The sequence below is a fragment of the Hymenobacter cyanobacteriorum genome, from assembly GCF_022631375.1.
In the GTDB taxonomy this organism is placed as follows: domain Bacteria; phylum Bacteroidota; class Bacteroidia; order Cytophagales; family Hymenobacteraceae; genus Hymenobacter; species Hymenobacter cyanobacteriorum.
The window spans coordinates 245,964-269,376 of record NZ_JALBGC010000003.1 but is presented as its reverse complement, the minus strand read 5'-3'; the positions used below and the strand labels follow the sequence as shown (position 1 = coordinate 269,376).

Sequence of the window (23,413 nt, the reverse complement as noted above, 5' to 3'; positions counted from 1 at the left end):
TGGAGTGAGTCGGGGCTTTCTGCTTTACAAGGGGTAAGTAAGAGGCTTGTCACATTATTAGGTTGGTTGCATCGAGCGGAAGGATTGCCGCGTTTCGCTGCGCTTCACTCGCAATGACAGAAGGGCCTAAATCTCCACCCGGCGCCGGTTGTAATCCGGTTCCCAGTCGTTGATGGGGCGTGAGATGCCGGGGGGCAGGTCGAGGTCGGGCAGGCCGGGGTCGTGAGGTTCGCCGCCGTCGTCGTCGCCGTCGGTGGGGGGCGGCGGGGGCAGCACGCGCCGACGCCGGGGCAGCACCAGCACAAACAAAAACAGGGCGCAGATGGCAGCGGCGTAGACTAAGCTAATCATGGCGAAGGCGGCTAAAACGGGGCAGTGCTGTGAACGCAGGCACTGGGGCCAACGTTGCGCCGGCCGACGTCCCTAAATTAACTCATAGTCAGGAAACCGGCAACAGCCACGCAAGTTCGCCGCCACCAATTTTTGCGGCATCTGCAGTGCGGAGGCCGGCGCGGCCCTACCTTTGCTGCATGTTTAGGGGTGCTGATGTTGTGCACGACATCGGCTGAGATGATACCCATCGAACCTGAACCGGGTAATGCCGGCGCAGGGAAATAAACAATCCACGAACGATTCCGCGGCCGCTCCGACCCCTGGGGCGACGGCGCGTTCCACCTTTTACCTCGTTTTTTTCTTGAAAACTGTATTCTTCGCGGCTGCCGCCCTTCTGGGGCTGGCTGCCGCGCCGGCGTGGGCGCAAGGCCCCGTGTCCGGCCGCCTCGCCACTGCCAACGACCAAGCTGTGCCCGGCGCCACCATTCGCCTCGACGGCCAGCCCGTGGGCGCCACCGCCGCCGACGGCACCTTTGCCCTGCCCGCCGTGCCGGCCGGCGCGCACGAGCTTAGCTTCACGGCGCTGGGCTTCAGCCCGATAATCTACGCTGTGACCGGCCAGCCCGCCGCTCAGCAGCTGCCGCCGCTGGCTATTGAAGCCAGCAGCAGCGTGACGCCCGAAGTGCTGGTGACGGCCTCGCGGGCCAACGACCGCACCGCCACAGCCTACACCAACCTGAGCAAGCAGGACCTGGCCAAGCAGAATTTCGGGCAGGATTTGCCCTACCTGCTCAACCAGACGCCTTCGGTGGTGGTGAACTCCGACGCCGGGGCCGGGGTGGGCTACACCGACATCCGCATTCGGGGCACGAGCAACACGGGCATCAACACCACCATCAACGGCGTGCCGCTGAATGACCCCGAGTCGCACGGGGCGTTTCTGATTAACCTGCCCGATTTGGCGTCGTCGGTGAACTCGCTGCAGATTCAGCGGGGCGTGGGCACGAGCCAGAATGGCGGCGCGGCCTTCGGGGCCAGCCTGAACATCAGCACGCTCGACAACCGCCGCGAAGCCTATGCCGAAACCCAGAACACCTACGGCTCCTACCAGACCTGGAAAAACAACGTTTCCTTCGGCACGGGGCTGATTAACGGCCATTTCACGGTGGATGGGCGGCTGTCGCGCATTACTTCGGATGGCTACATGAACCGGGCGACGTCGGATTTGAAGTCGTACTACTTCGCGGCCGGCTACCAGGCCAAAAACACGCTGCTGAAGTTCATCACCTTCTCGGGCCGCGAGAAAACCTACCAGGCCTGGAACGGCGTGCCCGAGCCGGCCATCACCGGCAACCGCGCCCTGCTGCAGACCTACGTCGACAACGGCGAGCTGAGCCCCGCCGATGCCGCCCGCGTGCTCACCGAGGGTCGCCGCTACAGCTACTACACCTACGACAACCAGACCGACAACTACCAGCAGAACCACTACCAGCTGCACCTCTCGCAGGGTCTGGGCCAGCGCTGGAGCCTGGGCGCGGCGCTGCACCTCACGCGCGGCTTCGGCTACTACGAGAGCTTCCGCGCGGGCCGAAAGTTCTCGAACTACGGCCTGCCCAACGTCGTCATTGGCACCCAGACGATTACCCGCACCGATTTGGTGGACCGCAAGTGGCTCAATAACAATTTCTACGGCGGCACGCTGGCCCTGAACTACCAGCCCACCAACGGCAAGCTGCAGGCCACCGTGGGCGGCGCCTGGAACCGCTTCGACAACGACCACTACGGTGAAATCATCTGGGCGCGCTACGCTTCGACGAGCTTTCTGAACCAGCGCTACTACTTCAACAACGCCGTGAAAACCGACTACAACGCCTACGCCCGGGCCACCTGGCAGGTGCTGCCGGTGCTAGGCATTTACGGCGACGTGCAGGTGCGCCACATCAACTACGCCATCAACGGTGTGGAGCAGGGCAACCAGGACGTGACGACCCGCGCTAGCTATACGTTCTTCAACCCCAAGGCCGGGGCTACACTCACGCTCGGCCACGGGCACCAGCTCTACGGCAGCTTCGCCGTGGGCCAGCGCGAGCCCGTGCGTTCCGATTTCACCGACCGCCCCGTGGGCGACCAGACGGCCAAAGCCGAGCGCCTCGAAGATTTCGAAGGCGGCTACCGTTTCAATCGCACCGACCTGGGTTTTCTGGGTGCGAATGGAGCGCTGCGCTTCGAAGCCAACGGCTTCTACATGAACTACCAGAATCAGATGGTGGCCACCGGCCAGCTCAACGACGTGGGCACGGCCCTGCGCACCAACGTGGCCCGCAGCTACCGCCGCGGCGTGGAGCTGAGCGGCTTCATCTCGGCCAACGACAAAATCAGCCTCAGCACCACGGTTACGCTGAGCCAGAACCGCATTCTGGACTACCAGGACGTAACCTACGATGCCAACTACGAGCCCGTGCTGGCGGCGGCGCGCACGTCCACCATTTCGTATTCGCCCGGCGTGGTATCGGCTCATACGCTCGAAGGGCAGCCGGTGAAGGGCCTGCGACTGGCGCTGCTGCTGAAGACGGTGAGCCGCCAGTACCTCGACAATTCCGAGAACAAGAACCGCAGCCTCGACCCCTACAACACGCTCGATTTCCGCCTGCGCTACGCCATCCACCCGTCGTTTATGAAGGAGATTGAACTGGGCCTGCTCGTGAATAACCTGCTGAACCGCGAGTATTCGGCCAACGGCTACACCTACAGCTACCTCGACGGCAACGGTACTTCGCAAACCTTCAACTGGTTCTACCCGCAGGCCACCTGCAACTACCTGGCCTCGGTGGGCTTGAAGTTTTAACGGTTTTTTAACTTTTGAGTAGGGGCGGGGCTTGCCCCGCCCGTCGCGTGCACAATGCTAAGTCGTTGCGCATACGACGGGTGGGGACAAGCCCCGCCCCTACCTTTTGGCTAATTGCGTCTGATATACTTACCCAGGCTGCTGTTCCAGCCAGCTTTCGGCTTCCGCCTCATCATCGAAGGAGCGGTAAGTAAGCGGCAGGCCCATCACGCTGGTGGTGATGAAAGAGGTCGCCAGCCGCACCATGGCCACCGGCGACACCACCACCGCGCCGTAGCGGTAGCCCGCTACCACGGCCCGGGGCAGCCAATCGTGCGCCACCCAGCGCTGCTCCTCAGGCGTGAAAGCCCGCATCTGGCTTTGGTTCACCAGGATGCGTGCCCATTGGCGGTGCTGCAACACCAGCAGCATGCGCTCGAATAGCTCCTGCACGGCCGCCGAAGGGCGGGGCGCGCTGCCCCAGGTGGCGCGCAGAAAGCCAGCGGGGTCTTCGTGCAGCTGGCCGGCCGCATTGGTAAAAAGGAGGGGTAGAGCAGCAGGTTGGGGCATTGCGCACAAAGGTAGGAGCCGCACAACAGCCCGGCGATGCGTTGCTGCCAACCCGCAGAACTGGCCCCCGCGGGCAAACTGCCGTATACTGCCCCCATGATTCCGCTCATCACCCAAACCCCCCGCCTCCAGATTCTGGCCGCCAGCCGTGCCCTGCTCACGGCCGAATTGCAGAAACCCCAATATTTCCCGGTGCTCCTCGGGGCCGCGCTGCCCGCCGACTGGAACACGGCCCAGGCCCCGCGCGCCACGCTGGAGCAGTCGCTCGAAGCCCTCACGGCCGGCGGCCGCGATGCCGCCGGCTGGCACGGCTGGTACGCCCTGCGCAAAGCCGACGATACCACGCCCCGCACCCTGGTGGGCGCGGCCAGCTTCCTGGGCCCTCCCGATGCCGCGGGAGTGGCTGAAATTACCTTCGCCATTGCGGCCGACTGGCGCGGCCAGGGCCTGGGCACCGAGCTGGTGGCCGGCCTGGTGCAGCAAGCCGCCGACACCGGCCTGGTGCGCCGCCTGGTAGCCCGTCCCGCTGCTGCTAATGAGGTCGCGCAACGGGTGCTGCTGCGCAACGGCTTCGAGCCGGCCGGCACCGCTGAGGATAGCCAGCTGCGTTTCGAGCGCGCCGTGGAGCCTTCGCCGCCACCCGCCCTGCCCGCCGGCGCGTAACGGTTGGCCGCCCGCGCCGTACTGCCGGGTAGCCGCCATCGCGAAAGCTCATCAGGCTATCGTTTTCACCCTCTTACACTTCGTGCTATGAACCGTCTGTTGCTTTTGGTAATGCTCCTGGTGGGAGCCGTAGGTGCCGGCCCGGCCGCTGCCCAAACGGGCGAAGCCGGCCTGCCGCCCCGCCCCACTCCCTTCAAATTCGTGAACGACCAGGCCAGCCTAATGGAGCCGGCCGACGCCAAAAAGCTGGACAGCGGCCTGCGCCGCTACGCCGATAACACCGGCACCCAGATTGTGGTCGTAACCGTGCCCTCGCTGGGCAGCCGCACGGTGGCCGATTACGCCCGGGCCCTCGGCACTGCCTGGGGCGTGGGCCAGCGCGACAAAAACAACGGCATTGTGGTGCTGCTGGGCGCGCAGGAGCACAAAATTTCCATTCAGCCCGGCAGCGGCATGCAAAGCGCCATCACCCCGGAAGTGACCAGCCGCGTCATCAACGAAATGACGCCGGACTTCAAGCAGAACAACTACTTCGCCGGTTTTCGGAAGGGCTTGAACACGCTGATGGCTACGGCCAACCCCAATTCGGTGAAGGATGCCACGGCCAACAATGCAGCCGCTACAACCGGCGCGGCCGCCGCCTCCGAAAACCCGTCGGATAATATGTCGGCTGAGACGCAGCAGTACCCCACCACCGGCAACGACCCGGTGACGACCACGCCCGTCGAGCCGGCTCCTTCGGGCCCCGGCATGGGCACGCTGCTGATTGGCGCGCTCGTGATTGGCGGCATTCTGTGGTTTGTGGTGCGCATGTTCAAGGGCCGCGCGGCTGCTAACAATAGCAACCCCAATGGCACGCCCAACTTCCTGCCCAACCGGCCCAATGGCCCCACAGGCGGCAATAACTACGGCCAGAACCCCGGCAACTACGGCCCCGGCTACGGCCAGGCCCCCAACTCGGGCGGCGGCATGGGCGTGGGTGGCATGCTGGCCACCGGCGCGGCCGCGGCGGCCGGCGCTTACCTCGGCAACCGCATGGCTTCGGGCCACGATACCTCGGGCAATAGCATGACCAATGATAACAACGGCGGCGGCTTTGGCGGCGCGGCAGCCGGCGCGGCGGGCGCGGCCAGCTCTTCGGCTGGCAGCGACTACTTCAGCTCCCGCGACGGTGGCAGCGGCAGCGCCGATAATTCGGCCCCCGACTACTTCTCCGATGCCAACACGGCCCCGGACAACTCAAACGACTTCTTTTCTTCCGACGACAACAACTCGTCGTACGACGACAATTCCTCCGGCGACACCGGTGGCGGCGGCTTCGACAGCACCAATGACAACAGCGGCTCGTGGTAGCCGTTGGGGCTGAATCAAGATGGAAAAGGCTCCGGGGCATATGGCCGCCGGGGCCTTTTTCTTTTTAGCGCTTATCCTGTTGGGTAGTTGGGCGGCGTTTATTGAAGTCGCGCTATATCTTTCGCCGGTATTTACGACTGCTGCTTTGGCAGTTGCCCGCTGCTGCGGCTGCGGTTTTCTTTCTCCTTACCCAAGCCTATGGGCTTTTGCTACTGATGTCGGACCAACCCATCACCCAACCCATTGCCCCGGTACTTGAAACCAGCCGCCTGCGCCTGCGCGGCTTTCGGGCCGAGGATTTCGACAGCTGGTTTGCTTTCAGCCGGGAGCCGGCTTACTACCGCTACTTCGGCAACGAGCCCATGCCGGCCGAGGAAGTCTGGAAGCTGCTGCTGCGCAGCGCCGGGCACTGGGTGATAATGGGTTTCGGGTTCTGGGCGGTGGAGGAGAAAGCCAGCGGCCGGTTTGTGGGCGCCGTGGGCTTCCTGCGCCTGAAGCGCGCCATTGAGCCGCCGCTGGGCGACGCCCCCGAAATCGGCTGGGTGATGGACCCCGCCATCCACGGCCAGGGCTACGCCAGCGAAGCCGTGGCGGCCGTGCTGGCCTGGGGCGAAAGCCACTTCGGCCCGGTGCGCACGGTGTGCATCATCGACCCCGGCAACGAGCCATCGCTGAAGCTGGCGGCCAAATTTGGCTACCACGAGTACGCCCGCGGCATCTACCACGGCGCCCCCATCGTGCTGCTGGAGCGGCCGGGCGCGGCCGGCTAGCCGAGCCCGGCCGTTGCTGCCTGCCGGTGCGCTCGCAGCAGCCGCACAATGGCGTAGATGCCCGGCAGCATAGGCAGGGCAGCAGTCCACATGCCGGCAAAGTAGTAGTGTCCGGTGATGCGGAAGTAGTAGTTGGGCATGTTGGCCACGAAGCCGCCGTTGCTCACCACCGCCGAAATGGTGCGGGCCAGCTCGGGCTGAATGGCGGGCCGCAGCGCCGGAAAAATGAAGTGCGTGAACTCGGCCACGCCCGGCCCGATGAAGATAAACCACGCCATAAACCCCGCGATGGGCACCCGGTAATACAGCCCCAGCGCCGTGAGCGTGTACAGAATGGGGCCGAAAAATGCGAAAATCAGCAGGAAGCCCCGTTCCGTCCAGCTGATGTCGAACAGCCGGCTCATGGCCGGGCCGAAGCCGGTGAGGTACTCCTCAACCATGTGGATTTCGAGGGCTGCCACCGTCAGCAGAAACAGCGGCAGAATGAGGGCAGGGTCGGCAGGGCGCTTCAGGTAGGTGCGGCTCCAGAGCAGCAGCGCCGCCACGCCCGAACCGCCCACAATCACCACTGGCGGCAGGCCGATGTTGCGGTAGCCGGCCAGCATGGCCACGGCCAGAAAGACCAGCGCCCCGCCAAAGCTGGCGCGCTGCGTGAGCTTACTCGGTGTCATGTTCAGCAGGTTTTGTATTAACCAATTGGTTAAGGAATGGATAAAAAAACTCACAGCTGCCCCAGCAGCAACTGCGTAATCTGGGTAGCCCGCTCGCGCAGAAAGCGGCGATACTGTGGCCCGGCTTGGTGCATGAGCGGCGCCAGCAGCGGCGCGGCCAGCACCGGGTACACGCACAGCGCCACCATGTTGGCGAAGAAATGTTCGGCCGCATTGGGCGTTTGAAACTGCGGCCCCGCCGCCGCCAGCTGCTTCCGAAATTGCTCAAAATCAATCACCTGACCGCTGCCGAACTGTTCGCTGAGGCGCTCGGGGTGCTGTTGCAGCTCGTGCACGATGAAAGCGGCCAGGGCTGGCGTTTCGGCCAGCGCGGTGGTAGTGTAGGCCACGTATTGCTCAATCTTGGCTCGCAGCGGAACCTCGCCGTTCAGCACCCGCCCGATGCCACCCAGAAACTCCCCCAGCGCCCGCTGAAACACCGTGTCGAACAGCTGCTCCTTGCTTTTAAAGTAGTAGTGCAGCAGGGCTTTGTTGATGCCGGCCTGGTCGGCAATTTCCTGCATTCGGGCCCCGCTGAGGCCTTTTTGGTAGAAGACCTCGCTGGCAATGGTCAGAATTCGGTCGCGGGTCGGAGCATCAATCGTTGCCATTATTTAACCAGTTGGTTAAGGCGAAGGTAAGATTTTTATTTGTCATTTTCCGTCTTCCTTATCCAGTTCAACCTTCAGCTCGTAAGCTCCGAATAGGCTATTTTTCGGCTTCCAAACCACTCTTTACTGCTCCCGCTATGGCCTCCCGTCCCTACATCCTCGCCGAAACCACCTGGAAAACCGTGCGAGAAGCCAATTACGAAGTGGTGGTGCTGCCCTGGGGAGCCACCGAGGCCCACAACTATCACTTGCCCTACGCCACCGACAATATTCAGTCGGATTACGTAGCGGCCGAGTCGGCGCGCAAAGCCTGGGCCCAAGGCGCGAAAGTGGTGGTGTTGCCCTGCATCCCATTTGGGGTGAACACCGGCCAGCTCGACATCACGCTCGATATGAACCTGAACCCCAGTACCCAGCTGGCCATTCTCAGCGACCTCGTGCAGGTGCTGGCGCGGCAGGGCATCCCGAAGCTGGTAATTCTGAACGGGCACGGCGGCAACGACTTCCGCCAGATTCTGCGCGAGCTGCAGGCCGATTTCCCCACCGTGTTTCTGAGCACGCTGAACTGGTTTAAAGCGGCCGACCGCAACCAATTCTTTTCGGCTCCCGGCGACCATGCCGACGAACTGGAAACGAGCGTAATGATGCACCTCGTGCCCGACCTGGTAAGCCCTCTGGCCGAAGCCGGCGACGGCGCGGCCAAGCGCTTCCGCATCGCGGCGCTGCGCGAGGGCTGGGCCTGGGCGCAACGCGAGTGGAGCCAGGTATCGGCCGATACCGGGGTGGGCAACCCGGCCGCCGCCACGGCCGAAAAAGGCGCGGCTTTTCTGGAAGCCGTGACCACCAACATCGCACAGTTTCTGGTGGAGCTGGCCGCCGCCGACCCGCAGGATTTGTACGAGTAGAAGCGGGTTGAATTGGTTGAACAGCGTAGGGGCGTGGCTTGCCCCCGCCCGTTGTTGAACGGCTGAGCATGCTCCTGCATCGATTACCCTATCCACATCGCCACCGTGCAGCAAGCAGCCGGCTTCCTCGCCTATCACGCGAGCGGGCCGGCTGCTTGCTTTTTGGGGTGAGTAAGGCGATTTGATACCATAATAATACGATATATCAGCGGCTGAAAAGTCTGATGATGCAAACTCGATTATTGCCTTATACGCCATGCTAATGCGTTTTTTGGATAGGTTGGTCTGATTGGATAAAGTCCGTAATCTCGAATTTCTGGATTGCGAAGGCGTATGGGCAACTTCTAGCTTTGGCTCAATATCAACCCGGTTCGGTGCAAGCCAGCACCTGGCCGGGCCTATCCGCCAAACGTCCCCGCCCATGCCTTCCATCTACGACCTGAAGCCCCGGTTTCAGCAGCTGTTGCGGCCCGCTACTGCCTTCTTTCATTGGGCCGGCTGCACGGCCAACAGCGTAACCGTGGCAGCCGCGCTGGCCTCGGCCTCTTACGGTATTTGGCTGGCTCTCGACCCGGCCAACCGCTGGGCCTGGGGCCTGCTGCCGGCCTTCCTGCTGGCCCGCATGGCCCTGAATGCCATCGACGGCCTGCTGGCCCGCGAATATGGCCAGCAAAGCCAGCTCGGCGCGCTGCTAAACGAGGCCGGCGACGTGGTGGCCGATGCCGCCCTCTACGCGCCGCTGGCCCTGCTGCCGGGCGTGCACGCCCTAGGGGTGCTGGCGGTGGTATTTCTGGCCGGGCTGAGCGAGTTTGTGGGCGTGCTGGGCCAGGTGGTGGGCGGCGGCCGCCGCTACGACGGCCCCTGCGGCAAAAGCGACCGGGCGGTGGCCTTTGGTGCGGTAGCGCTGCTGCTGGGCCTGGGCGTGCCGGTGGCCCCCTACCTCGACTACGTGATGGCGGCCCTGGCTGGCCTGCTCGTCCTCACCATTTGCAACCGCGCCCGTCGGGCTTTGCGGGCTGCTTCATCCTTAGCTGCTTAACCTCGCCATGAACGACGTATTGAGTTACGCTTTTGGGGGCATTGTGGGCCTGCTACTCACGGCGTCGGGTGTACTGGCCGGGCTGATGCGGGCCCGCCCCGGCCGCAACTTTCGCGAGCTCAAGCTGCGCATCCAAACGTGGTGGTGGCTGGCGGGGCTGCTGTTTCTGGCGCTGGGCATCAACCGCACGGTGGCCGTGGTGGTGCTGGGCCTGCTGAGCTTCATGGCTTTCAAGGAATTCATCTCACTGATTCCCACCCGGCCCATCGACAACGGGGCGCTGCTGCTGGCCTACCTGGCCATTCCGGTGCAGTACCTGTGGGTAGGGCGCGGCTGGTACGGCATGTTCATCATCTTCATTCCGGTGTACGTGTTTTTGCTGCTGCCCCTGCGCATGGTCATCGCCGGCGAAACCAAGGGGTTTCTGCGCGCGGCGGGCACCATTCATTGGGGGCTGATGACGACGGTGTTCAGCCTGAGCCACCTGGCCTACCTGCTGGTGCTGCCGGCCCACACCGGCGCGCACGGCCCCGTGCGTGGCGAGATGCTGGTGTTCTTCCTGCTGGTGCTCACGCAACTCAACGACGTGGCCCAGTTCCTGTGGGGCAAGTGGCTGGGCCGGCACAAAGCCGCCCCCACCGTGAGCCCCAACAAAACGGTGGAAGGCCTGCTGGGCGGCGTGGCCACCACCACGCTGCTGGCCTGGCTGCTGGCCCCCTGGTTCACGCCGCTCTCGCCGCTGCACGCCGTGCTGGCGGGTGTGCTCATCAGCACCTTCGGCTTCACCGGCGACGTGGTGATTTCGGCCATCAAGCGCGACATCGGCGTGAAGGACTCGGGCAGCCTGCTCCCCGGCCACGGCGGCATCCTCGACCGGCTCGACTCGCTGACTTATACGGCCCCGCTGTTTTTTCACTTCCTCTACTACTTCTATTACTAAGGGTATTGTGTAGTAAGTATTGAGTAGTTAGATGTCAGATAGTCAAATAGGTGTCTCGCTGCTCAATACTTGTTACTCAGTATTCCCATCTCACTGCCAATAGCCATGAGCAAGCTGCTGAATACCGCCAGCCGCTGGGCCGAAACCCCGCTGCGGCTCCTGTTTGTGACGTGCGTGGCCTACCCGGTGGTGTGGCTGTGGCTGGGCATTCATGTGCGGCACCGCGAGCGGCTGCCCACCCGCGGGCCGGCCATCATCGCGGCCAACCACAACAGCCACCTCGACATTCTGGCGCTGCTCTCGCTGTTTCCGCTGCTACGCATTCCGGGCGTGCAGCCGGCCGCCGCGGCCGACTACTTCTGCCAGAACCGTTGGCTGAAATGGTTCTCGCTGCACGTCATCGGCATTATTCCGGTGGTGCGCGGCAGCCTGCACCTCTGCCCCGACGGCCCCGACCCGCTGGCCGACTGCTACCGCGCCCTCGAAGCCGGCAAGGTGCTGGTGATTTTTCCGGAAGGCACCCGCGGCGCGCCCGAAGAAATGGCCGAACTCAAGGCCGGCATCTGGCACCTGGCCAGGCGCTTCCCCCAGGTGCCCGTGATACCGGTGTACCTGCACGGCCTGGGCAAGGCCATGCCCCGGGGCACGCTCATTCCGGTGCCCTTCTACGTGAAGGTGGCCGTGGGCCAGCCCCTGCACGGCTGTGCCGACAAGCTCGATTTCCTGCACCACCTGCGCGAGCAGCTTACCTGGCTGCAGCACAAAGTGCACACGCCCGCCCTCGCCGACGACTAGCTGCCGGCGCTTCTCCTGCTTCCCCTTTCCCCATTTCCTTTTTCCCATTTCCTAACCCCCCAGCTCATGGACACTGCTTATGCTACCGCGCGCACTTGTGGCGAGCACTACTTCTCTTCGGCCGATGCCATGCCGCTGTTCTACCGCCACTGGCCGGCCGCTACCACGGCCGGCCACGTGGCCGGGTCGAAAAAGGCCATTCTGCTGTTTCATCGCGGCCACGAGCACGGTGGGCGCATGGCCCACCTCGTGGACGAGCTAAACCTGCCCGATTACGACTTTTTCGCCTGGGATGCCCGGGGCCTGGGCGAGTCGCTGGGCGAGCGCGGCGCGGCCGCCAGCTTCGGCGTGCTGGTGAAGGACGTGGACGCCTTCGTGCGCCACCTGGGCACGGCCCACGGCATTACGCCCGAAAACACCGTCGTCATCGGCCAGAGCTTTGGGGCGGTGACGGTGGCTACCTGGGTGCACGACTACGCGCCGCGCCTGCGGGGCATGGTGCTGGCCGCTCCGGCTTTCAAAATCAACCTCATTGTGCCCGGCGCCCGCCAGCTGCTGGCACTGCTGCACCAGGTGCGGGGCAATTTCTTCGTGAAGTCGTATGTGAAGCCCACCCAGCTCACCCACGACCCCGCCCGCATCAAATCCTATACCCACGACCCGCTCATCACCCGCCCCATTGCCGTGAACGTGCTGCTCGACGTGGACGCCGCTGCTGCCCGCGTGGTGGCCGATGCTGCCGCCATCCACGTGCCTACGCAGGTGCTGGTGTCGGGCGACGACCAGGTGGTGTACCGCGAGCCGCAGCAGGCTTTCTACGACAACCTAAGCAGCGCTCAGAAGGAATTGCACGTGCTCGACGGCTTCTACCACGACACGCTGGGCGAGCTTGACCGCGACCGGGCCGTGGCGTTGGTGCGCGGGTTTATAAAGCGCGTATTCGCTGCGCCTGTGGCAACGCCCGGCCTGCTCGCGGCCGACCAGCAGGGCTTCACCAAAACGGAGTTCGACACGCTGGGCCGGCCCGCCGTCTCGGCCTTGGCCCGCGCCTACTGGGCCATGAGCCGCTTCTGGATTCGGGTAGGCGGCCGGTTTTCGGCGGGTATCAAACAGAGCCTGGCCACCGGCTTCGACTCGGGCAGCACGCTCGATTACGTTTACCGCAACCGCCGCCAGGGCTTCTCGCCCATCGGCCGCCTCGTGGATGGGTTTTACCTGAACAGCATCGGCTGGCGCGGCATCCGGGTGCGCAAAACCCACCTCGAACGCCTCATCGGCCAGGCCATCGACCGGCTGCGGGCCGCCGGCCGGCCGGTGCGCATCGTCGACATTGCCGCCGGCCACGGCCGCTACGTGCTGGAGGCGCTGGGCCAGCGCCCCGGCCAGGTCGACCGCATTTTGCTGCGCGACTACAGCGACCTCAACGTGGCCGCTGGCCGCCGCCTCATTGCCGAAAAAGGGCTGGCTGGCGTGGCCCGGTTCGAGTCCGGCGACGCCTTCGACCAGGCCAGCCTGGCCGCGCTGGAGCCGCGCCCCACGCTGGCCGTGGTGTCGGGCCTCTACGAGTTGTTTGCTGATAACGAGCTGGTGCGCAGGTCGCTGGCCGGGCTGGCCGAGGCGGTCGAGCCCGGCGGCTACTTGCTCTACACCAACCAGCCCTGGCACCCGCAGCTCGAAATGATTGCCCGCTCGCTCACCAGCCACCGCGAAGGCCGGGCCTGGGTGATGCGCCGCCGCGTGCAGGCCGAAATGGACGAGTTGGTGACGGCCGCCGGCTTCGAGAAAATCGACCAGTTGAGCGACCAGTGGGGCATTTTCAGTGTGTCGCTGGCCCGCCGGCTGCCCGCCCCGGCCACAGTAGTTGCCGCACCAAAAGCCGCCATGGCTTTGGCCGAATAACCGTCGGCTCAGCATCCAAACGCTTCCTCATGTCGCTCCTTATTCGCCTCTTCGTTGCGCTCTCGGATACTCGCCTGGCCGTGCTGCTGGCCCGGCCGGCTGCACTGGTGCCGGGCACTGCGGTGCGCCGGCCGTGGTGGCGGGCGGTGGGCTGGCTGGCGGTGCTGGGGCCGTTCTTTTTCCTGTCCTACGGCTTCGCTAACTGGTGGACGGGCCGGCTGCCGCACGTGGGCGCGGTGGTGTTTGGCTGGGAGCGCCACATCCCGTTCGTGCCCTGGACCATTGTGCCCTACATGTCGCTCGATGCGTTCTACGCCGGCTCGCTGCTGCTGTGCGCCACGCGGGCCGAGCTCGATACGCACGCCCGGCGGCTGCTGGCGGCCAGCATTATTTCGGTGGCGGGGTTTCTGTTGTTTCCGCTGCAGTTCAGCTTTGTGCGGCCGGCTACCAGTGGCTTCAGCGGGGCGCTGTTCGAGGTATTGATGGGGTTCGACAAGCCCTACAACCAGGCCCCGTCGCTGCACATCAGCTTAGTAATATTGGTGTGGCTGGTATTTGCGCGCCACCTGCGTGGCGCAGCCCGCTGGGTGATGCACGGCTGGTTCAGCCTGATTGCAGTGTCGGTGTTCACCACCTTCCAGCACCATTTCATTGATGGGGTGGCCGGCGCGGCCGTGGCCGTGGTGGTGGTGTACCTGCTGCCCGATGTGCCACATAGCTGGCAACCCGCCCCCGCTCCGGCCAATGCACCCCGGCGGCACCACTTGGCGGCCACCTACCTGCTAGGGGCCGCGTGCTGCCTCGGGCTGGCCGCCGCGCTAGGCGGCTGGGCGTGGCTGCTGCTGTGGCCGGGCGCGGCGTTGCTGCTGGTAGGCCTGGCGTATAGCCGCTTCGGGGTGTCCATATTTCAGAAACAAGGTGGGCAGCTGAGCTGGGCTGCGGGCTGGCTGTTGCTGCCCTACCGCGTGGGGGCCTGGTTGTCGTCGCGCTGGTTCACGCGCCGCGAAGCGCCGGCCGCCGAAGTCGTGCCCGGCCTCTGGCTGGGCCGCGCGCCCGGCCGCGCCGACCGCCGCCACCTCCCCGCCGCCGCTATCCTCGACCTCACGGCTGAGTTCAACCGGCCCGCTGCCGCTCGCCACCGGCCCTACCGCAGCGTGCCGTTGCTGGATTTGGTGGTGCCCACGCCGGCCGAGCTGGCGCAGGCCGTGGCCGCCCTCGACGCGCTGTGGCCAGCCAGGCCGGTGCTGGTGCACTGCGCCTTGGGCTACTCGCGGGCGGCCGTGGTGGTGGCGGCCTGGCTGCTGCACCGCGGCCTCGCCGCCACGCCCGAAGCCGCCGTGGCACAGGTGCGGGCCGCGAGGCCGCAGGTGGTGCTGTCGGGTGGGCACTGCGCGGCGCTGGCTGCTTATGGGGCGGTCTGGTGCCCGCAGCCGGTGTTGGCTAATTGATGTTATCGGCATGGCAAACCCTGAAAATACGGTCCGGCTGCGCGTGCTGGTGGGCTTTCTGAAAGCGGGCCGGGTACTCGACCACGGCTCGTCGATGCTGCTGCTGGCTGCGCTGGTGCTGGCCGCGCGGGCTGGTGCCGGGCTGGAAGTATTGATTTTGGGCGGCGCGGTGTTGCTGGGCCTGCTCGAAAAATACCTGGCCTGGCGCGTGGCGCTCGATGCCGAATTTTTCGCGCTGCTACTCAAGCAGCCCGGGAAGGAAAAGGCCTTTGATGAGGCGCTGGCCGAATTTCTGGGCCGCCCGCTCTCGGCCGACGTCCGGCCCATGAGCAGCCGCTGGCGGGGGGCGCGGCAGCTGGTGCGGCAGCAGGCCGCCGCTGTCGGAGCGCAGGCACTGGCCATGGTGGCCGGGGTAGTATACAGTGCGATTAAGCTGCACTAGAGGCTCAGCAGGGATGGGGTAGAGATGCAATAGTTGGCGGCTCTACCCCGTTCCAGTCAACACACAGAACCGGGCGTGCTGCCTTCGCCATCAGATGTGCGCAACCCCGGGGCGCATCTGGCGGTTAGGTACCGGGCGAGCTCATTGCGCCCAACCCATTCTCATTGCTGATGCCTACCCGTTTTGACAGCGTAATTTTTGACCTCGACGGCACCCTTTGGGATGCCTCGGCGAGTATTACCAAAGCCTTTCAGGCTGCCGTTGAAAGCGTCGACTACATCGACCACAATGTGACGCTGGCCCAGGTGCAGGCCGTGACCGGCCAGCCCTATACCGTGGTGTACGAGCGCCTGTTCCCGACCCTACCCGCCGACAAGCTCGACGAATACCGCGCCCTCTGCGCCCGCCAGGAGCTAACGGCCGCCGAGCAGCACGGCGGCGCGCCCTATCCCGGCCTCGAACCCACGCTGGCCTACCTGAAAGCGCAGGGCTACCGGCTGTTCATCGTCAGCAACTGCCAGTTGGGCTACGTAGAGGCGTTTTTCAAGCACAGCCAGCTGGGTCATTACTTCGAAGGCCATCAGTGCTTCGGTACCAAATTGCTGCCCAAGTCGGAGAATATCCGCGAGGTAGTGGCGCAGTATGCCCTGCAAGCGCCCGTGTACGTGGGCGATACGCTGGGCGACCTGGAGGCCAGCCAAAAAGCCGGCGTGCCGTTCATCTTCGCTACCTACGGCTTCGGCCAGCTTAGCCACGACGAAGCGCCCGAGCGAATTGACCAGCCCGCCGACCTGCGGCAGTTGCTGTAGCGGCTCTGGATTCCGGTTGCCTTTGGAGAGTGTTTGGGCAATTAGAAAGAACGTCCTGCTGAGCGAAGTCGAAGCATCGCTACCGCAACAGTAAATCAAGTTACTTGCGCGGTAGCGATGCTTCGACTTCGCTCAGCAGGACGTTCCAGGATGCTCAGGCTTTGTAAGGCAGAAGTTGCAAATGTCATCAGCAACCCGTATTTTGGATGAATGAATATGCCGGGCTCCTCACGTATTACCGTTCATCCCGCCATCTGCGACGGGCAACCGACCGTGCGCGGCCTGCGCGTACCGGTATGGCAAGTGCTTGAATGGCTGGCGACTGGCCGGCCGGAATCTGAAATTATAACCGCGCACCCCGGGCTGGAGCCCGAAGATTTTCGTGCTTGCCTGGCCTTCGCTGCCCAGCGCCTGAAACCGCTGGCCCGCACCCAGCCCGCCGCGCCCGACCAGAATTCGGAAGCCTGGCTGCTGAGCCGCCAGAGCCAGTGGCTGGCCGAGCAGGAGTTTCTGAAGCAGCTGTGGGAGCGGCGCGCCATGAGCGGGCAGCCCGTCGTGCAAGCCGGCTAGCGCTGGCTTTCCAGCGTCGGGATGGGCGTGGCGACTTCCACGTTCGAAGTATTCGGGAAAGCCAGGAAGTGCGTCACGCGCGGCTCCTCCGGCCCCCGGTGAAACCGGCGCACGCGGCCTTCCACCACCTGGTCTTCGCGGGTGAAGCGGTGGTGCTGGCGCTGGTGCTCGCCCCAGGTGGCCACGTAAAAAAACTCGCTGATGCGCGTGGGCACGGCCACATCGGCAAACACGCCGGCGCGCAGGGCGCCGTCGCGCAGCCGCAGGCGCGTGAGCTGCTCGGCGGCTTGGTGGAAGGCGGCCCAGTCGGCGGGCGCTACCTGGTATTCAATCATCACGAGCACGGGGCCGTCGTCGGGGTCGATGGGGCTTTCGGTGGTCGGGTCGGGCCAGTGCTCGGCGGGGTCGAGGTTCAGGCCCTCGGCCGAGCGCATGGGGAAGGGGAACGCCAGCAGGGTGCTGGCCAGCATCCAGCCGGCCGCGGCCAACAGCGCGGTTTGCAGCGAGAGGTGGTCGGCCAGTTCGCCCCACACCAGGCTGCCCACCGACAAGCCGGCCTGGAACACCAGCATGTACACGCTTATCACGCGGGCCTGCACCCACTTGGGTACGCTCAGTTGCACGGTGGTGCTGAAGCTGGTCATCACCATCAGCCAGGCAATGCCCGACAAAAACATGACGGCGTAGAGCACATAAATCTGGTTCACCAGGGCCAGGGCTGTATTGGTGCCCACGAAGGCCAGCACGCCCAGCAGCACCCGCTGGTTGAAGGTGAGGCGCGAGCCGGCCCGGCCCATGAGCACGGCCCCGGTCACGGCGCCCGCGCCCAGCCACGAGAGCATCACGCCGTAGTGGCCCGAGCTCAGGTGCAGCCGCCGCGCCACCACCACCGACACCAGTCCCCACATGGCCGCCGCCCCAAACGCAAACGCGAACGTGCGCACCAGCACCCCATAAATGGCTGGCGAATACTGCACGTAGCGCAGCCCCGCCCGCAGCGCGCCAATGAAGTTTTCGGCCGGCCCGTTGGTTACCGTGGGCTGGCGCTTCCAGAAATACACCACCGCCCAGGTGCCCAGAAACGATACCCCGTTCAGCACAAATACCCAGCCGGCCGAATAGTAGGCAATGATAGCCCCGCCGATGGCCGGCCCGATGGCCCGCGCAATGTTGTTGCTCACGCCGTTCAGCGTGATGGCCGAGGGCAACGCTTGGCGCGGCACCAGCTCGGTGGCAATGCTTTGCCAGATGGGCGCGTTCAGGGCCGCGCCCATGCCCAGCAGAAACGTGAAGCCTAGCACGCCATAGGCCGAAATGCCGTTGGCCAGCGTGAGCGCGCCCAGCCCCAGCGCCACCACCGACATGAAGCCCTGCGTGAACAGCAGCAGCCGGCGGCGGTCCACCAAATCGGCCATGGCCCCGGCCGGCATGCTCAGCAAAAAGGCGGGCAGCGAGGTGGCCGTCTGCATCAGGGCCACGAGCAGGGCCGAGGTGGTGAGGGTGGTCACGAGCCAAACGCCGGCTACGTTCTGCATCCAGGTGCCCACGTTGGAAACCATGCCCGCAATCCAGATGGCCCGGAAAACGGAGTAGGCAAAAGGCGTCCAGAGGGTGACTTTGGGGGCGGGCGGGGCAGTAGTGGCTTCGGGCATCGGGCAGCGGCAGGGTTTCGCTTGTTATAACAACTCAGCGATGCAAATGGCTGCTTACGGCTTTTGGCTGAAGAAGGGCCAAAGAGAACGCCATGCTGAGCGCAGCCGAAGCATCTCTACTGCGCAACGCAATCCAATCGAATGGTTTACTTCTGCAGTAGAGATGCTTCGGCTGCGCTCAGCATGACGAGCTTTATTCGTCATTCAGCTACCGCCGCTGCGACGACTCGCGCACCAGCAGCTTGGGCTTGAGCACGATGGGCTTGGGCGGGCCCACGCGGTTGGGGCCGCTTTTCAGCATCTTCTGCAGCAGCTGCACCGCGGTTTTGCCCATTTGCTCGCAGCGTTGGTCCACGCTGCTGAGCATGGGCTCGGTGAGGGCGGTAAAGACTTCGTTGCTGAAGCCCACGATGGCCACGTCTTTGGGCACGCGCAGGCGGTGGGCCTTCACGGCTTGCAGGGCGCCCACGGCGGCCAGGTCGTTGCTCGAGAACACGCCGTCGGGGCGCTGGGCGGCGGGCAAGCGCAGTAGCTGGCGCATGGCGGTCTGGCCGCCCTTCTGGTTCATCTCGCAGTGCACGGTCAGCTCGGGGGCGATGGGCAGGCCGTGGGCGACGAGGGCATCGAGGTAGCCCTGGTGGCGGTTTTTGTGGATGCTCAGGTGCAGTGGGCCGGTGAAGTGGGCAATGCGGGTGCAGCCCTGCTCGATGAGGTGCGTCACCACCTGGTAGGCGCCCTGGTAGTCGTCAATCACCACGGCGCTCACGTTGCTGCCCTCAAAATCCTCCACCATGCGGTCGAAAAACACCAGCGGAATGTTTTGCTGGCGCACGGCCTCGAAGTGCCCGAAGCTTTGCGTGGTGTTGGCCAGCGAAACGAGAATGCCTTCCACCTGCGAGTTCATCAATAGGTCGATGTTCTTCTGCTCCTGCCGGGCGTCTTCGTTCGACTGGCAAATCATCACGTTGAAGCCCAGCTTGGCGGCTTCGGTGGCAATGCCATTGACCACCAGCGGGAAAAAGTGGCCCGTGATGTGCGGCACCAGCACGCCCAGCGTGTTGCTGCGGCCCCGACGCAGGGCGGCGGCCAGCTGGTTGGGCTGGTAGTGCATCTCCTCGGCCAGCTGGCGCACGCGGGCTTTGGTGGCCTCGCTCACGTCGGCGTGGTCGCTGAGGGCGCGGGAAATGGTGGACGGCGACAAGCCCAGCGTTTTGGCCAGGTCGGTAATGGAAGCGCGGCGGTTAGCCATCGGATATAGTTGGCGAGGTGAACGAAAACCCGGCGGGGGCGGCACTACCGCCCGGGCCGGGCCCTGGCATACGGCCGAAGATAGGTAGGCCGCCCGCGCGCGGGGCAGCCGCTTTCGGCCATCGATGGGAATTCACCCGCAATCTACACCGGCCCGCGAATCTGGCTGCCTTTGTTGAAATCAGGCCGCCGCCGCCGGCTACTCCACTACCAGGTTGTAGCGCGCCACCACGCCCAGCAGGCCGGCCAGCGTGAAGTGCGCGCCGGCCAGCGGGTTGCGCTCGGGGTCGATGATGAAGCCGGTGGCGGTGCGGAAGTCGGCCCCGGCCAATTTGGTGTTCTGGAATACGGCCCCGCCCAGCGCGCAATCTTCAAACGCAGCGTTGCTCAGGTCGGCATCGGCAAAGTCGGCATCCTCCAGCTGGCAGCCCACGAAGCGCGTGCCCGGCATGGCCCGCCCCGCAAACGAGGCGTAACGCAGCTGGCACTGGTCGAAATGCACGCCAAACAGCATGTCGCGGCAGGCCCCAAACTGCAGGCCCATCAGCTTGCAGTCGTCAAAGGCCACGTTCTGGAAGGCCGTGCCCGCCAGCTGGGCCGTCGTCAGGTTGCAGTGCTCGAACCGGCAATCGGTGAAGCGCAGGCGGCGCAGGTCGGCTCCGCCGAAATCGCAGCCCACGAAGCGAAATTCATCAAATTCGGTGTGGCCCAACAGGTGCCGGGCATCCCAGCGCTCGGCCACGTTTTCATCGGGGAAGTAGGTGGGCTTGCGCGGGGCAGGGGTGGGCTTGCGGCGGGGCGGCATGAAGTACAGCGCTTATCTGACTAAAGTGAAAACGTGCTTGCAGCGGAGACTGGCTGGATTCAACGAATCTCGATGCGTTGGCCGGCGGCCTGGCCAGCTATGCGCGCCAAATACAATCCGGCGGGCAAATCAGGCAGCGTCAGGGAGGCTTCGCCGTGGCTATTGGCCGTACCCGGCAACGTAGCCACCAGTCGGCCCGATGCATCCCACAATTGCAGCAAATAGCTCTGGCCAGTGCCTGGGGCCGTCAGCACCGTCAGCTGGTGCGCCAAAACCGGGTTGGGAAACAGGCTCCAGCCCTTGCCCGCTACGGGCGGCCCGGTCACGGCCGTCGCGGTACCCGCCACCACTACGGTGAAGTCGCGCGATTGACCGTAGTCCTCATTGCGCACACAGGCACGCGTGTCGTAGGGAGAATACCCGTCGTAGCCAAAATACGTCATCCGGAGCCGCAGCGGGCGGTTGCGTATGGTTCCCGTTGGCACCGTAAGGGTGGTGTTCCAAACCGAGACATAGCCGGAAATGGTGTACTGCAATATTTTTTCGCTGTCGTCGAGCATGCCATCGTCGTTGGCATCCAGCCACAGCCGGCACAGCCGGGGCGAGGAAACGTTCTGGAACTGGCTCGGCTGGCGAAACGTGACGGGCACGGTGCGGCCGGCATCCCAGGCAATTGGGGCCGCGGCGCAGGTTTCGTCGCGGTAGCCATCGCGCAACCCCGGGTTGTTGTAAATCCACGGGCCCAGCTCCAGCGTGCTTACCGGGCTAAAGTACAGCGCCGCATTCGGGCCGGTGATGGGCAGGCAGGTGGTGGGCACCGGGGCTTGGTTCAGCGAAGCTATGGTAATATAGCTGGCGCGGGCAACCGTTGCGGCCCCGGTTTGATTGGTGACCCGCAACGCGACGCTATAGGTTCCGGGCTGCGCATAGGTATGCAACGGATGCTGCTGGGTGCTGGAAGTGCCGTCGCCGAAGGTCCAGTACCAACTATTGGGAGCGGCCGAGCTGGTGTCCTGAAACTGCACTGTGCCGGAGCAGGAGGTCGTCAGGTTGCTGCGGAAGCCCGCCTGGGGGGCAACATTGGCCGCGGTAATGACCACCGTGTAATCTTCGGTACTCGTATTCCACGAGGGCGGCGTGCAGTACACGGCATTACCAGTCGGCAGCGAGCTGGCCCTGATTTGAATGCGCAGGCGGGTAGCCCCGGGGCGGGCACTGAGCGGCACGTGAAACGGGAGCAGGTAAGGACTGTAGGTATTCACGCTGCCCAGCTGCTCGTTGGCCGAAAAGGCCCCGTCCTGGTTGTAATCGATGGCGGCCGTGACAACCACCCACGGCCCCAGGCCACCAAACGACCACGGCGGCGACTCGGCGCGCAGCGTAAAATTCCGGCTCTGCTGCAGCTCCGCGTAGCGCGCGGTAAAGTCGCGGTAGCCTACGCCGGGGCTACGCGTATCGACGTTGTCGAGGTTGGCCAGCTGAACCCGCGTGAAATAGGCGGCGGCATCAGCCGAGCCGCCCGCCCCGGCGGCGGTGCAATAAGCGCCACAAGTTGTCGCCACCACCTGGTATCTGGCCGTGTCGGTGCCGTACGCATTGCGGGCCACGAGCCTGATTTCGTAAGGACCGGGCTGGGTATAGACGTGCGGTGGGGGCACCACGGCGGTGGAAGGCGAAGTGCCGTCGCCAAAAGTCCAGGAGTAGCTGGTGGCCCCGCCCACGGTCGTGTTGCTGAAAACGGTGCGCAGGGATGGGCAGAACTGCGTGTACGTCACGCCAATGCCCGCTACCGGGGCGGCTGTATTTGGCAACAATACGACGGCATAATCTTCGGCCTGCCCCTGCTGAAGCGGCGTGCAGGCCGTGGGGCTGGCCGTGGCGCCGGCGGCATCGGCCCACAGGCGCAGCCGCAGCGGCCGGTTGTACACCACGCCCGTTGCGGCCGGCACCAGCAGCTGAACCACGGGGCTTTGCACGCCCGCGCCCTGGTAAAGCAGCTCCGTCGGCAGGTCGAACTGGCCGTTGTCGTTCAAATCGAGATACACCCGCACATCGTGCGCGTTTGGCCCGGTAGTAAGCTGAAGCAGCGCCGGATAATCGGCCCGCAGCGTGGCGCGGTAAGTGCAGCTGAAGTCCTCGTAGCCTGCCGTGCCGGCAGCCGAAGCGTGGTCGAGGCCCGCTAGTCGGACCCGGGTAATGCCGAAGCCGCAGCAGGCGGCTATGGTGGCGGGCTGGCAGGGGGCCGGCCGCGGGGCATCGGCCCGCACCAGCACGTAGCCGGTTTTGGTTAGCGAATCGCAGCCGACGGCGTTGCACACGCGCAGCCGCACGCTGTAGGTGCCGGGCTGTGCGTACGTGTGCTGCGGGTGCTGCTGGGTGCTGGCAGTTCCATCGCCAAAGCTCCAGCGCCAGGTGGTGGGGCTATTCCCCGACTGGTCGTGAAACACCACCGGTCCGCCGCAGCTCACCGTATCGAGGGCGGCAAAGCGCGGGGTGGGCCGCAGGGGCGCACCGGCCGAACAGACAATGCGGTAGTCCTCGGTTTGGGAGTATTGCGGAGTTGAGCAAGGGCCGGGCACCGGCGCATTCGCATAGTCAGCCGCAATGCGTAGGCGCAAAGGCTGGCCCAGCACTGCCGCGGCTGGCACCGTGAACGTGCCCGCGTGCTGGCGGGCCGTCGAGGCTAGTATAAGTTCGTTGGTGGCAAACTGTCCGTCGTCATCGTAGTCCAGCCAGGCACGCACCGTTTCATCGGTGTACGGGTTGGTGCGCACGTTCAGCGTGTAGGTAGCGCCCCGCTGCAACACGGCGCCGGAGCGGCAGACGTAGTTGCCGTAGCCGTCGGTGCCGCCGGCGGTAGTTGTATCCAGCCCGGCCAGCTGCACCCGGAAAATCCCCATGCCAAAGGCAGCGCTCGATGCCGGCGCATTACCTGGCGTGCAGGCCGCCACCGGGCACTGCCCCTTCACCGGCGAGCCGCTGCTGAGTAGAAGGCCGAGCAAAGAAAGGACTGCGATGACCTGAGGA

Annotated in this window: 21 protein-coding genes and 1 riboswitch; of the genes, 13 read left to right on the top strand and 8 right to left on the bottom strand. The window is 64.8% G+C overall.

Annotation, left to right across the window (positions count from 1 at the left end; all coding sequences use genetic code 11):
• Positions 1 to 126 precede the first annotated feature (126 nt).
• Positions 127 to 351: a hypothetical protein gene (locus MON38_RS10925; RefSeq protein ID WP_241936207.1), complete on the bottom strand. Its 225-nt coding sequence runs from the start codon at positions 349 to 351 to the stop codon at positions 127 to 129.
• 175 nt (positions 352 to 526) lie between these two features.
• Positions 527 to 630, top strand: a riboswitch (TPP riboswitch).
• Positions 631 to 694: 64 nt separating this feature from the next.
• On the opposite strand from MON38_RS10925, the gene MON38_RS10920 reads away from it, so the two are divergent.
• The gene (locus tag MON38_RS10920) at positions 695 to 3,178 is read left to right on the top strand and encodes a TonB-dependent receptor (RefSeq protein ID WP_241936206.1); all 2,484 of its coding nucleotides are present in this window, start codon (positions 695 to 697) and stop codon (positions 3,176 to 3,178) included.
• A 129-nt stretch (positions 3,179 to 3,307) separates the two neighbouring features.
• On the opposite strand, the gene MON38_RS10915 is transcribed toward MON38_RS10920, so the two are convergent.
• Complete coding sequence (locus MON38_RS10915; RefSeq protein ID WP_241936205.1) at positions 3,308 to 3,727, bottom strand: hypothetical protein; 420 nt, start codon at positions 3,725 to 3,727, stop codon at positions 3,308 to 3,310.
• 96 nt (positions 3,728 to 3,823) lie between these two features.
• Between MON38_RS10915 and MON38_RS10910 the strand changes: the two genes are divergently transcribed.
• The 3 genes from MON38_RS10910 (at position 3,824) to MON38_RS10900 (ending at position 6,513) form a co-directional block, all read left to right on the top strand.
• Positions 3,824 to 4,390 (top strand): GNAT family N-acetyltransferase, encoded by a 567-nt coding sequence (locus tag MON38_RS10910; protein ID WP_241936204.1) that lies wholly within the window; start codon positions 3,824 to 3,826, stop codon positions 4,388 to 4,390.
• An 87-nt stretch (positions 4,391 to 4,477) separates the two neighbouring features.
• Positions 4,478 to 5,743, top strand: coding sequence for a TPM domain-containing protein (locus tag MON38_RS22700; protein WP_277881454.1), 1,266 nt, complete (start codon positions 4,478 to 4,480; stop codon positions 5,741 to 5,743).
• 215 nt (positions 5,744 to 5,958) lie between these two features.
• Positions 5,959 to 6,513: a GNAT family N-acetyltransferase gene (locus MON38_RS10900; RefSeq protein ID WP_241936203.1), complete on the top strand. Its 555-nt coding sequence runs from the start codon at positions 5,959 to 5,961 to the stop codon at positions 6,511 to 6,513.
• Here MON38_RS10900 and MON38_RS10895 read toward each other — a convergent pair.
• Together MON38_RS10895 and MON38_RS10890 are read right to left on the bottom strand one after the other, a co-directional pair.
• Positions 6,510 to 7,184: a hypothetical protein gene (locus tag MON38_RS10895; RefSeq protein WP_241936202.1), complete on the bottom strand. Its 675-nt coding sequence runs from the start codon at positions 7,182 to 7,184 to the stop codon at positions 6,510 to 6,512. The two genes, MON38_RS10900 and MON38_RS10895, sit on opposite strands and share 4 nt — an antisense overlap.
• 50 nt (positions 7,185 to 7,234) lie before the next feature.
• Positions 7,235 to 7,834: a TetR/AcrR family transcriptional regulator gene (locus MON38_RS10890; protein WP_241936201.1), complete on the bottom strand. Its 600-nt coding sequence runs from the start codon at positions 7,832 to 7,834 to the stop codon at positions 7,235 to 7,237.
• Positions 7,835 to 7,971: 137 nt separating this feature from the next.
• Here MON38_RS10890 and MON38_RS10885 point away from each other — a divergent pair, with 137 nt between their 5' ends.
• The 9 genes from MON38_RS10885 to MON38_RS10845 all read left to right on the top strand — a co-directional run bounded on the left by MON38_RS10885 (position 7,972) and on the right by MON38_RS10845 (position 16,681).
• On the top strand, positions 7,972 to 8,739 hold the full coding sequence (locus MON38_RS10885; protein WP_241936200.1) for a creatininase family protein: 768 nt from the start codon (positions 7,972 to 7,974) through the stop codon (positions 8,737 to 8,739).
• A gap of 421 nt (positions 8,740 to 9,160) precedes the next feature.
• The gene (locus MON38_RS10880) at positions 9,161 to 9,778 is read left to right on the top strand and encodes a CDP-alcohol phosphatidyltransferase family protein (RefSeq protein ID WP_241936199.1); all 618 of its coding nucleotides are present in this window, start codon (positions 9,161 to 9,163) and stop codon (positions 9,776 to 9,778) included.
• A 7-nt stretch (positions 9,779 to 9,785) separates the two neighbouring features.
• Complete coding sequence (locus MON38_RS10875) at positions 9,786 to 10,718, top strand: phosphatidate cytidylyltransferase (protein ID WP_241936198.1); 933 nt, start codon at positions 9,786 to 9,788, stop codon at positions 10,716 to 10,718.
• Positions 10,719 to 10,823: 105 nt separating this feature from the next.
• The gene (locus tag MON38_RS10870) at positions 10,824 to 11,513 is read left to right on the top strand and encodes a lysophospholipid acyltransferase family protein (RefSeq protein ID WP_241936197.1); all 690 of its coding nucleotides are present in this window, start codon (positions 10,824 to 10,826) and stop codon (positions 11,511 to 11,513) included.
• A 66-nt stretch (positions 11,514 to 11,579) separates the two neighbouring features.
• A complete protein-coding gene (locus MON38_RS10865; RefSeq protein WP_241936196.1) occupies positions 11,580 to 13,412 on the top strand; it encodes a bifunctional alpha/beta hydrolase/class I SAM-dependent methyltransferase in 1,833 nt (610 codons plus the stop codon).
• A gap of 29 nt (positions 13,413 to 13,441) precedes the next feature.
• Positions 13,442 to 14,860, top strand: coding sequence for a dual specificity protein phosphatase family protein (locus MON38_RS10860; protein ID WP_241936195.1), 1,419 nt, complete (start codon positions 13,442 to 13,444; stop codon positions 14,858 to 14,860).
• A gap of 10 nt (positions 14,861 to 14,870) precedes the next feature.
• The gene (locus MON38_RS10855) at positions 14,871 to 15,302 is read left to right on the top strand and encodes a hypothetical protein (protein ID WP_241936194.1); all 432 of its coding nucleotides are present in this window, start codon (positions 14,871 to 14,873) and stop codon (positions 15,300 to 15,302) included.
• A gap of 170 nt (positions 15,303 to 15,472) precedes the next feature.
• Positions 15,473 to 16,111, top strand: coding sequence for an HAD family hydrolase (locus MON38_RS10850; RefSeq protein ID WP_241936193.1), 639 nt, complete (start codon positions 15,473 to 15,475; stop codon positions 16,109 to 16,111).
• 216 nt (positions 16,112 to 16,327) lie between these two features.
• Positions 16,328 to 16,681, top strand: coding sequence for a DUF433 domain-containing protein (locus MON38_RS10845; RefSeq protein WP_241936192.1), 354 nt, complete (start codon positions 16,328 to 16,330; stop codon positions 16,679 to 16,681).
• Here the strand turns inward: MON38_RS10845 and MON38_RS10840 are convergent.
• The 4 genes from MON38_RS10840 to MON38_RS10825 form a co-directional block, all read right to left on the bottom strand.
• Positions 16,678 to 18,333 (bottom strand): MFS transporter, encoded by a 1,656-nt coding sequence (locus MON38_RS10840; RefSeq protein ID WP_241936191.1) that lies wholly within the window; start codon positions 18,331 to 18,333, stop codon positions 16,678 to 16,680. The genes MON38_RS10845 and MON38_RS10840 overlap by 4 nt on opposite strands.
• Positions 18,334 to 18,541: 208 nt before the next feature.
• Positions 18,542 to 19,582, bottom strand: coding sequence for a LacI family DNA-binding transcriptional regulator (locus tag MON38_RS10835; RefSeq protein WP_241936190.1), 1,041 nt, complete (start codon positions 19,580 to 19,582; stop codon positions 18,542 to 18,544).
• Between the two features lie 198 nt (positions 19,583 to 19,780).
• Positions 19,781 to 20,386, bottom strand: a complete 606-nt coding sequence (locus MON38_RS10830; protein WP_241936189.1) for a pentapeptide repeat-containing protein — start codon at positions 20,384 to 20,386, stop codon at positions 19,781 to 19,783.
• Between the two features lie 59 nt (positions 20,387 to 20,445).
• Entirely contained in the window at positions 20,446 to 23,388 is a 2,943-nt protein-coding gene (locus MON38_RS10825; protein ID WP_241936188.1) for a PKD domain-containing protein, read from the bottom strand.
• Between the last annotated feature and the right edge of the window lie 25 nt (positions 23,389 to 23,413).

What these genes read in the sequence shown, in the direction of transcription:
- MON38_RS10925 (WP_241936207.1), bottom strand. Translation starts at nt 351, where the DNA reads ATGATTAGCTTAGTCTACGCCGCTGCCATCTGCGCCCTGTTTTTGTTT.
- MON38_RS10915 (WP_241936205.1), bottom strand. Translation starts at nt 3,727, where the DNA reads ATGCCCCAACCTGCTGCTCTACCCCTCCTTTTTACCAATGCGGCCGGC.
- MON38_RS10910 (WP_241936204.1), top strand. Translation starts at nt 3,824, where the DNA reads ATGATTCCGCTCATCACCCAAACCCCCCGCCTCCAGATTCTGGCCGCC.
- MON38_RS22700 (WP_277881454.1), top strand. Translation starts at nt 4,478, where the DNA reads ATGAACCGTCTGTTGCTTTTGGTAATGCTCCTGGTGGGAGCCGTAGGT.
- MON38_RS10900 (WP_241936203.1), top strand. Translation starts at nt 5,959, where the DNA reads ATGTCGGACCAACCCATCACCCAACCCATTGCCCCGGTACTTGAAACC.
- MON38_RS10895 (WP_241936202.1), bottom strand. Translation starts at nt 7,184, where the DNA reads ATGACACCGAGTAAGCTCACGCAGCGCGCCAGCTTTGGCGGGGCGCTG.
- MON38_RS10890 (WP_241936201.1), bottom strand. Translation starts at nt 7,834, where the DNA reads ATGGCAACGATTGATGCTCCGACCCGCGACCGAATTCTGACCATTGCC.
- MON38_RS10885 (WP_241936200.1), top strand. Translation starts at nt 7,972, where the DNA reads ATGGCCTCCCGTCCCTACATCCTCGCCGAAACCACCTGGAAAACCGTG.
- MON38_RS10880 (WP_241936199.1), top strand. Translation starts at nt 9,161, where the DNA reads ATGCCTTCCATCTACGACCTGAAGCCCCGGTTTCAGCAGCTGTTGCGG.
- MON38_RS10875 (WP_241936198.1), top strand. Translation starts at nt 9,786, where the DNA reads ATGAACGACGTATTGAGTTACGCTTTTGGGGGCATTGTGGGCCTGCTA.
- MON38_RS10870 (WP_241936197.1), top strand. Translation starts at nt 10,824, where the DNA reads ATGAGCAAGCTGCTGAATACCGCCAGCCGCTGGGCCGAAACCCCGCTG.
- MON38_RS10865 (WP_241936196.1), top strand. Translation starts at nt 11,580, where the DNA reads ATGGACACTGCTTATGCTACCGCGCGCACTTGTGGCGAGCACTACTTC.
- MON38_RS10860 (WP_241936195.1), top strand. Translation starts at nt 13,442, where the DNA reads ATGTCGCTCCTTATTCGCCTCTTCGTTGCGCTCTCGGATACTCGCCTG.
- MON38_RS10855 (WP_241936194.1), top strand. Translation starts at nt 14,871, where the DNA reads ATGGCAAACCCTGAAAATACGGTCCGGCTGCGCGTGCTGGTGGGCTTT.
- MON38_RS10850 (WP_241936193.1), top strand. Translation starts at nt 15,473, where the DNA reads ATGCCTACCCGTTTTGACAGCGTAATTTTTGACCTCGACGGCACCCTT.
- MON38_RS10845 (WP_241936192.1), top strand. Translation starts at nt 16,328, where the DNA reads ATGCCGGGCTCCTCACGTATTACCGTTCATCCCGCCATCTGCGACGGG.
- MON38_RS10840 (WP_241936191.1), bottom strand. Translation starts at nt 18,333, where the DNA reads ATGCCCGAAGCCACTACTGCCCCGCCCGCCCCCAAAGTCACCCTCTGG.
- MON38_RS10835 (WP_241936190.1), bottom strand. Translation starts at nt 19,582, where the DNA reads ATGGCTAACCGCCGCGCTTCCATTACCGACCTGGCCAAAACGCTGGGC.
- MON38_RS10830 (WP_241936189.1), bottom strand. Translation starts at nt 20,386, where the DNA reads ATGCCGCCCCGCCGCAAGCCCACCCCTGCCCCGCGCAAGCCCACCTAC.